Here is a 7,634-nt window from a genome sequence, read left to right as displayed (position 1 = left end):
ATCCAGGATTTTTACACCAGCAACCGCCCCATCGCGATGGTGTGTCATGCCCCCGCCATTTTGCGCGACGTGAAACTGCCCAACGGCGAGTATTTGGTGAAGGGCGTCAATTTGACCGGTTTCAAGAATGACGAAGACACCGAAATCGAGTTGCTCGAACACCTCCTGTTCTCGTTGGAAGACGAGCTCAAAGGCCGCGGTGCAAAGTACCAGAGCAAAACCAACTGGGAAGCCAACGTGGTCATCGATGGTGCTTTGATGACGGGGCAAAGCCCCGCCTCCGCGCCGCCTCTGGCCGAAGCTTTGGCCTTGCGACTCCAAAGCTGATCGAGCAATTTTGACCCGTTCGGTGCGACGACTGAAAAGCGTGCTGAGCGGGTCAAACGAGGCATCTTTACTTTCACAAGCGGCCACACAGCCGCCAATGCTCGCTCAAAGGAGAACACCCATGCAAGTGAAAACCATTCTGATCGCCGGCAGCAGCGGTGGCCTGGGGCAGGCGATCCAAGACCGCTTCCGTGCCGGCGGCTACGACGTGATTGCCGTCTCTCGACACGGTGCGGGGCATACCCACGTCGACTTGAGCGATGCTCACGCCACCGCAGAACTCTTTAACGGACTGGACCCCAGCAAACCGCTGGCGGGCGTCATTCACAACGCCATGCAATTTCACCGCAGTGCCTTTCTGGAGACCGAGCCAGAAACGTTTGAGCAGGTCTGGCGGTCGATGACCTTGACCGCCGTCAATGTTGCACAGCAAGCCATTCCCCTTTTGCGCACGCAAGGCGGCGGGTGTCTCATTTTTAGCGGTGCCTCAGGCAGCCTGCGGGCGGAGCCCCACTTTTCCGCGTTCAGCAGCGCCAAGTTTGCCCTGCGCGGACTCGCGCAAGGTTTGGCGCGTGAGCATGGCAGCGAGGGCATCCATGTGGTTCACACCATTCTTGACGGTTTGATCTGGTCGGACAAAACTCAGCAGCGATTTAGCTCCGCACAGCAGCGGCGCAGCATGATCCCCACCGACTTGGCAGAGGTCTACTGGCAACTCTTTCACCAACCCCAAAGCACCTGGACTCAGGAGCTTGACCTGCGCCCCCAGGGCGGCAGTTATTGAATCCGCAAAGGATCCCTGTGATGAACCCTTATTTCAGTGCCCCGCCAGACGCCGTGATCGTCGTCGGCGCGGGTCTGGCCGGCCTGCTGAGTGCGTACTTGTTGGAGCAACAGGGGCAATCGGTGCTGTTGATCGAGTCGCGCGACCGCATCGGGGGGCGCGTGCTCAGCGATGCCGCTCACACCAGCGCACCGTTTGTCGACCTGGGCCCCAGTTGGGTATGGCCCGGGATAAATGAACGACTCAGCCACTGGAGCGCCACGCTGGGTCTGAAGCTCTTCCCGCAACACCAACGCGGCGCGGCCGTCATGGAAATGCAGAACCACGATGTGCGGCGCAATGAATCGACTTACGCGCAAGAACCCCCTTCCCAGCGCTGGGAAGGGGGCGCGGTGGCGCTCTTGAACGCGCTGACGGCGCGCCTGGAACGTACCCAGATGTTGTTCAACGCACAGGCTACGTTGATCCGCCATGAGTCTGAAAACGCGGTGGCCGTGATTGTGGACGGCCCGCAGGGCCAACAGGAGTGGCGCGGGTCCTCGGTGATCATCACGTTGCCGCCGCGCCTCTTGGCCGAACGCATCCGCTGGGAACCAGAGCTACCGACGAGCCTGACCACGCAGTGGCAGCGCTCGCCCACGTGGATGGCGGGGCAAGCCAAATTGGTGGCCTCCTACAAAGCGCCCTTCTGGCGCGAGGCCGGCTTGTCGGGCCACGGCGCCAGCCAGGCCGGACCGTTGGTGGAAATCCACGATGCCAGCGACGCGTCAGGCCAATCGGCTGCGCTCTTTGGTTTTGTGGGGATCCCTGCGCCATGGCGCGCCAAAATGGGAGAGACCGAGTTGATTCAACGCAGCCTGCAACAGCTCGCCCGATTGTTCGGGCCTCAAGCGGCCCAGCCGCAATGGGTCCACCTCAAAGATTGGGCACAGGACCCGCACACCGCGACGCCCGCGGATGCCTTGCCGGTCAACAGCCACCCCACGCAACCACCCAGAAAGCTGCCTGCGCCGTGGGACGGTTTGGTCTATTTGGCCGGGTCCGAATTCGCCGACGACTTCAACGGTTACCTCGAGGGCGCGGCGCGCTCCGCCGAAATGGTCCTGCAAGAATGGCGTGCGGAGGCCCTATGCTGATCCATGCCGACAACACCATCCGTGCCTTGGTGCATGCCCAGGATTTGCCCTGGGTGGCGTCACCCCAAGCGGGCGTCGAGCGGCGCATGCTGGCGCGCATTGGCGACGAAGTGGCGCAGGCCACCACCATCGTGCGCTACGCCAAGGGCTCGATGTTCCCAGCACATACGCACGACATGGGCGAGGAGTATTTGGTGCTCGATGGCGTGTTTCAAGACGAAATGGGCGACCACCCGGCGGGCCGCTACGTGCGCAATCCACCGGGCAGTCGACACACGCCAGGCTCGCAACCGGGTACCGTCATTTTTGTCAAGTTGCGCCAATTCGATGCCCACGACCGCCGGTTTGTCGAGGTTGACCTGGGTCACGCGCCCCAACACCGCGATGCCCAGCGCCCCGGGGTACTGGTCCAAGACTTGCAACATGATGCGCGCGAAACCGTCACTGCCGAATATTGGCAACGCGACCAGATCTGGCAAGAAACTTTTCCCCACGGCGCAGAATTGTTGGTGCTGCAAGGGCAGATGCAAGACGGCGCAGACACCTTGCGCGCCTGGAGCTGGTTACGCCTGCCGGCGGGCGCCCGCCTGGATGGGCGCATCCTCTCCGACACGGCGACGATTTGGGTAAAACGACATTTGACTAAGGAGTAAATAATGGTCTCATCTTTACGCTTGACGCTTGGCTCACACACGGCAGAGTTCCATGGTTGTCCGGATCGAGGAGAGGCCGGTGACGTCGTTCTTGCCCGCATTGAGGTCGGGCATGAGGCCATGGGTGAGCTGTTTTTCAAAGGCGATACCTTGGACGCAGGCTCCTTGGAGCGCGCCATTGAGTGGGCCGAAGACCATATCCAGGCGGCACAGACGCATCTTCCCGTCGGTGCGCCGTTATACACAAGCGCGGCTGATCTGCATGAGCTGGCCCAGGTCAGTGGCGTAACAGCAGGATCACGCCGCGAGCTGCATGTGGATGCAGTGGAGCAAACGTTCAGCCGCTTGGTGATGCAATCGATGGGGCAATCGTCACCCCAAGAATTGCTTCCCGCCACGGCACGTTTTTATACAACGGTGGTGTTCGTGCGGGAGTTGATGCACCATTTGAATTTCCCGCTGCTCACTGTTTTGGATGAGCTTGAGATGGAAAATGGGGAAGCTTGATGGGGAGAGCAGGGTAAACGGGAAAATTGTACACTAAGGATTTTTCGGCTTCCCCAACTAGTTTGTTGGTTTGTTGCGGGCCAGCAGTCGCGCCACCGTGGACGGATGAACATTGAACAGCCGTGCCGAATCGGCGGCGGTTTTCTGACCGGAGTCGACCAGGTGCACAATTTCCTTTTGTTGCGTTGGGGTGAGTTTGGGACGGCGGCCGCCGATGCGGCCTTCTGCGCGCGCGGCCAACAGGCCGCTGCGGGTGCGTTCGTGCAGCATGGCGCGCTCGAACTCGGCGAACGATCCCACGATCTGCATCATCATGCGCCCGGCCGGCGACGTGGTGTCGACGGCTTCGGTCAGGCTGAGGAATCCCGCGCCCGCCTTTTCCACAGTCTCCATGAGGGTCAGCACCTCCTTGAGTGAGCGTGACAGGCGGTCGAGCTTCCAGACGACCAGCACATCGTCCTTGCGCAACTGATCGAGCAGGCGGCTCAGTTCTGGACGGTCCCAACGGCCCGCCGACGCCTTCTCCTCGAATATCCGGCCGCGTTCAACGCCTTGATCTGTGCCGTGTTGTCCTGGTCCAGGGTGGAGACGCGGGCATAACCGATTCGCATGGGGCAGCCCTTTCTTACTTGACTTCGGTTACGGCCGGGCCGGGCCGATTTTCCAGCCGCGCCCTCGATAGCGCCACCGCCTCATGCAGCTTTTGCTCCAGCAATTGCCGGGACGGCAAGCCGGTCAGGTACTCGGCGACGTGAATGCCGCTTTGGTCAAGTTCCAGCAGTTCTATCTGTTCACTGTTCTTGCCTGTGCAAAGGATAATGCCTAGCGGCGGCGCTTCGCCCGGCTCTTGTTCGTGTTTGACCAGCCAGCGCAGGTAGAGCTCCATCTGGCCCTTGTCGGCCGCCTTGAATTCGCCGAGCTTCAGTTCGATGGCGACCAGGCGCCGCAAGCGGCGATTGTAGAACAGCAAGTCAATGTAAAAATCGTTGTTGTCGATTTGTAGCCGTTTTTGGCGGGCAACAAAGCTGAAACCGGCCCCCAGCTCCAACAGGAAATGCTCCAATTCCCGCAGGATGGCGTCTTCTAGATTTTTTCAAGGTAGCGATCGCGCAGCCCCAGAAAGTCCAGCACGTAGGGATCCTTCAGAACGAGGTTCGGGCCGAGCACCCCCTGATCGCGCAGGGTCGCCAGTTCGCTCGTCAGCAATTCGTCGGGCTTGCGCGAGAGTGCCGTGCGCTCGAACAGCATGGAATCGAGCCGGCCCTGTAAAGTGCGGGTGCTCCAGCCCTCGCTGCGGCACATTTCCAGATAGAACTCCCGCTTGAGGGGGTCGTCGAGGTAGATCAGGCTACGCAAATGGGTCCAGCTCAATTGTCTACTCAGTGCGTAGACAATTTCTTCGGCCTCGAACACCTCGCCAAAGCGCAGCATGTGGCGCAGGTTCTTGGCACCAAAACCGCGCCCGTGTTCGGCTTCCAATTGTCGCGCCAGCGAAGCGACGATCTGTTCGCCGTAGCTGGCCCGCTCCCCTTGGAGCACCTCGGCGCATATGCGCCGGCCAATGCGCCAGTACAGCATGGTCAAGGCCGAATTGACCGTGGCGGCCAGTCCCGCCCGCGCTTCGCCGATCAGGACGCGGATGTCGCCGACCAGGCCGGTCGTCACTGCTGCAGCTTGCACGTCTTGCGGTTCCACCTGCTTGCTCCTCAATACAATTCGTTCGGCACAAACCTATTGCCAATGGCGATCATTATGCAATACATTTACGCACCCTGTAAACGCCATAGGAATCGTGTGCGGCCATTTGATTGCGCAAACGAACGTTTGCGCAATCAAATGGCCCAGGAGCCCGCATGCCCCGCCGTTCCATTCTGTCCGCCACTGAGCGGGACAACCTGATTGCCTTACCCGAAGGGGAAGACGATCTGATCCGGCACTACAGCTTTACCGAGTCCAATTTATCCCTGATCCGGCAGCGTCGCGGCGACGCCAACCGTCTTGGCTTCGCTGTTCAGCTTTGCCTGCTGCGTTATCCGGGATACGCTCTGGCCAGCGACATGCTGGTGCCGGACCCGGTAATCGACTGGATCGCCCGGCAAATACGCAGCGACGCCGCCGCATGGCCTCAGTATGGCGCGCGCGACGAAACGCGACGCGAACACTTTCAGGAACTCCGCGCCTACTTCAGCCTGTTCGCATTTGGTCTGCCTGACTTCCGCACGCTGGTGCATAGCCTTGCCGACCTCGCCATGCAGACCGACAAAGGGCTGGTACTCGCGGAGCAAGCTTTGGACACATTACGGCAGCGGCGCATCATTCTGCCGGCACTGTCGGTCATTGAGCGGGCCTGCGCGGAAGCGGTGACGCGCGCCAACCGGCGCATTTACCGGATACTGCTGGAACCGCTGCAGCCGCACCATCTGCGCGGATTGGACAACCTGCTCAACGTTGCGCCGGATATCAATCTCACCTGGCTGGTATGGCTGCGTCAGTCGCCGTTGAGACCAAATTCCCGCTACGTGCGGGAGCACATCGAACGCCTCAAGATATTCCAGTCGCTCGCTTTACCGGACGGGATCGGCCGCCAGATCCACCAGAACCGGCTGCTGAAAATGGCGCGGGAAGGCGCGCAGATGACGCCGCGTGATCTTGGCGATTTCGAGGACGAGCGACGTTACGCGACCCTGGTCGCGCTCGTGATCGAGGGCATGGCCACCGTCATCGATGAGTTGATCGATTTGCACGACCGGATTATGGTCAAACTTTTCAGCGCCGCCAAGAACAAGCATCAGCAGGAGTTCCAAAAGCAAGGCAAGGCATTTAACGACAAGGTGCGGCTGTATTCGCGCATTGGCCGGGCGCTGGTCGCGGCGAAGGAATCGGGCGGCGATCCGTATGCCGCCATCGAAACAGTGCTGCCGTGGAGCGAGTTCGAACAAAGTGTGACCGAAGCGGCCCAACTGGCCCAGCCGCAAACGTTCGACCATCTGTCTCTGATCGGGGAGCAATATGGCACGTTGCGCCGGTATACACCCGAGTTCCTGGACGTGCTCAAGCTGAAGGCGGCGCAAGCGGTCCTGGACGCCATCGACGTGGTGCGCGAGATGAACGCGACCGGATCGCGCAAAGTGCCGGAGGATGCCCCGACCTCCTTCATCAAGACACGGTGGAAGCCGCTGGTCTTCACCCGCGAGGGCGTCGATCGCCGTTTCTACGAAATTTGTGCGCTCTCGGAACTGAAAAATGCCCTGCGCTCTGGCGATATCTCTGTTCTGGGCTCGCGCCAGTTCCGGGATTTCGAAGACTATATGCTGCCGCCGGACAAATTCAGCGCACTCCAAAAGGCGCGCGCACTGCCCATTGCGATCAATCCCGACCTCGACCAGTACCTGCTTGAGCGCGTGCTGCTGCTGAACCAGCAACTGAGCACGGTTAACCGGCTCGCGCTGGCCAACGAGCTCCCCGACGCGATCATCAGCGCCACAGGCTTGAAAATCACGCCGCAGGATCCGATCGTGCCGGAAGCGGCGCAGGCGCTGATCGACCAAAGCAGCAATCTTCTGCCGCGCATCAAAATCACCGAGTTGCTGATGGATGTGGACGGCTGGACCGGGTTCACCCGCCACTTCGTGCACCTGAAAAGCGGCGCGCAGGTCCAAGACCGGACGTTACTGCTTTCGGCGATCCTGGCCGACGCGATCAACCTCGGACTGACCAAGATGGCGGAATCGAGCCCGGGTGCGAATTACTCGAAACTGTCGTGGCTGCAGGCATGGCATATCCGCGACGAAACGTATTCGGCCGGTCTGGCCGATCTCGTCAATGTCCAGTTTCGCCACCCGTTCGCCGCGAATTGGGGCGACGGAAGCACCTCGTCGTCGGATGGCCAGCGCTTCCGCGCCGGCGGCCGGGCCGAAAGCACCGGCCACATCAATCCGAAGTACGGCGCCGAACCGGGGAAGATGGTCTACACCCATATTTCGGACACATACGCGCCGTTCAGCACCAAAATGGTCAACGTCGGCATGCGCGATTCGACCTATGTGCTCGACGGGCTGCTTTACCACGAGTCGGATTTGCGCATCGAGGAGCACTACACGGACACGGCCGGCTTCACTGACCACGTGTTCGCGCTGATGCACATGCTCGGATTTCGCTTCGCACCGCGAATACGCGACCTGGGCGACACGAAACTGTACATTCCGGGAACCGTCCAGGAATACCCGG

Annotated in this window: 7 protein-coding genes and 1 pseudogene; 6 read left to right on the top strand and 2 right to left on the bottom strand. The window is 60.7% G+C overall.

Annotation, left to right across the window (positions count from 1 at the left end; all coding sequences use genetic code 11):
- The 5 genes from ACIQ0R_RS09640 to ACIQ0R_RS09620 all read left to right on the top strand — a co-directional run.
- Positions 1 to 327: DJ-1/PfpI family protein (locus ACIQ0R_RS09640; protein WP_395826580.1), on the top strand; the 327-nt coding region annotated here is incomplete at its 5' end.
- A gap of 121 nt (positions 328 to 448) precedes the next feature.
- Positions 449 to 1,111: an SDR family NAD(P)-dependent oxidoreductase gene (locus tag ACIQ0R_RS09635; protein WP_395826577.1), complete on the top strand. Its 663-nt coding sequence runs from the start codon at positions 449 to 451 to the stop codon at positions 1,109 to 1,111.
- Between the two features lie 20 nt (positions 1,112 to 1,131).
- A complete protein-coding gene (locus ACIQ0R_RS09630) occupies positions 1,132 to 2,247 on the top strand; it encodes a flavin monoamine oxidase family protein (RefSeq protein ID WP_395826575.1) in 1,116 nt (371 codons plus the stop codon).
- Positions 2,241 to 2,900, top strand: a complete 660-nt coding sequence (locus tag ACIQ0R_RS09625) for a cupin domain-containing protein (protein ID WP_395826573.1) — start codon at positions 2,241 to 2,243, stop codon at positions 2,898 to 2,900. The genes ACIQ0R_RS09630 and ACIQ0R_RS09625 overlap by 7 nt, the downstream gene beginning before the upstream one ends.
- Positions 2,901 to 2,903: 3 nt before the next feature.
- On the top strand, positions 2,904 to 3,407 hold the full coding sequence (locus tag ACIQ0R_RS09620) for a hypothetical protein (protein WP_395826571.1): 504 nt from the start codon (positions 2,904 to 2,906) through the stop codon (positions 3,405 to 3,407).
- Between the two features lie 57 nt (positions 3,408 to 3,464).
- On the opposite strand, the gene ACIQ0R_RS09615 is transcribed toward ACIQ0R_RS09620, so the two are convergent.
- The gene (locus tag ACIQ0R_RS09615; RefSeq protein ID WP_395826582.1) at positions 3,465 to 3,896 is read right to left on the bottom strand and encodes a recombinase family protein; all 432 of its coding nucleotides are present in this window, start codon (positions 3,894 to 3,896) and stop codon (positions 3,465 to 3,467) included.
- A gap of 136 nt (positions 3,897 to 4,032) precedes the next feature.
- Positions 4,033 to 5,087 (bottom strand): annotated as a pseudogene (locus ACIQ0R_RS09610) (YhcG family protein).
- A 173-nt stretch (positions 5,088 to 5,260) separates the two neighbouring features.
- Between ACIQ0R_RS09610 and ACIQ0R_RS09605 the strand changes: the two are divergent.
- A partial coding sequence (locus ACIQ0R_RS09605; RefSeq protein WP_395826569.1) for a Tn3 family transposase occupies positions 5,261 to 7,634 on the top strand: 2,374 nt, incomplete at its 3' end.

It is taken from the genome of Collimonas sp. (assembly GCF_044339385.1).
GTDB lineage: Bacteria > Pseudomonadota > Gammaproteobacteria > Burkholderiales > Burkholderiaceae_D > Collimonas.
Note: the sequence above shows the minus strand (reverse complement) of the source record. Positions and strands in the feature narration are given on the sequence as shown.

Excerpts from the sequence above, each read along its gene's own strand:
- ACIQ0R_RS09635 (WP_395826577.1), top strand. The coding sequence starts at position 449 with ATGCAAGTGAAAACCATTCTGATCGCCGGCAGCAGCGGTGGCCTGGGG.
- ACIQ0R_RS09630 (WP_395826575.1), top strand. The coding sequence starts at position 1,132 with ATGAACCCTTATTTCAGTGCCCCGCCAGACGCCGTGATCGTCGTCGGC.
- ACIQ0R_RS09620 (WP_395826571.1), top strand. The coding sequence starts at position 2,904 with ATGGTCTCATCTTTACGCTTGACGCTTGGCTCACACACGGCAGAGTTC.
- ACIQ0R_RS09625 (WP_395826573.1), top strand. The coding sequence starts at position 2,241 with ATGCTGATCCATGCCGACAACACCATCCGTGCCTTGGTGCATGCCCAG.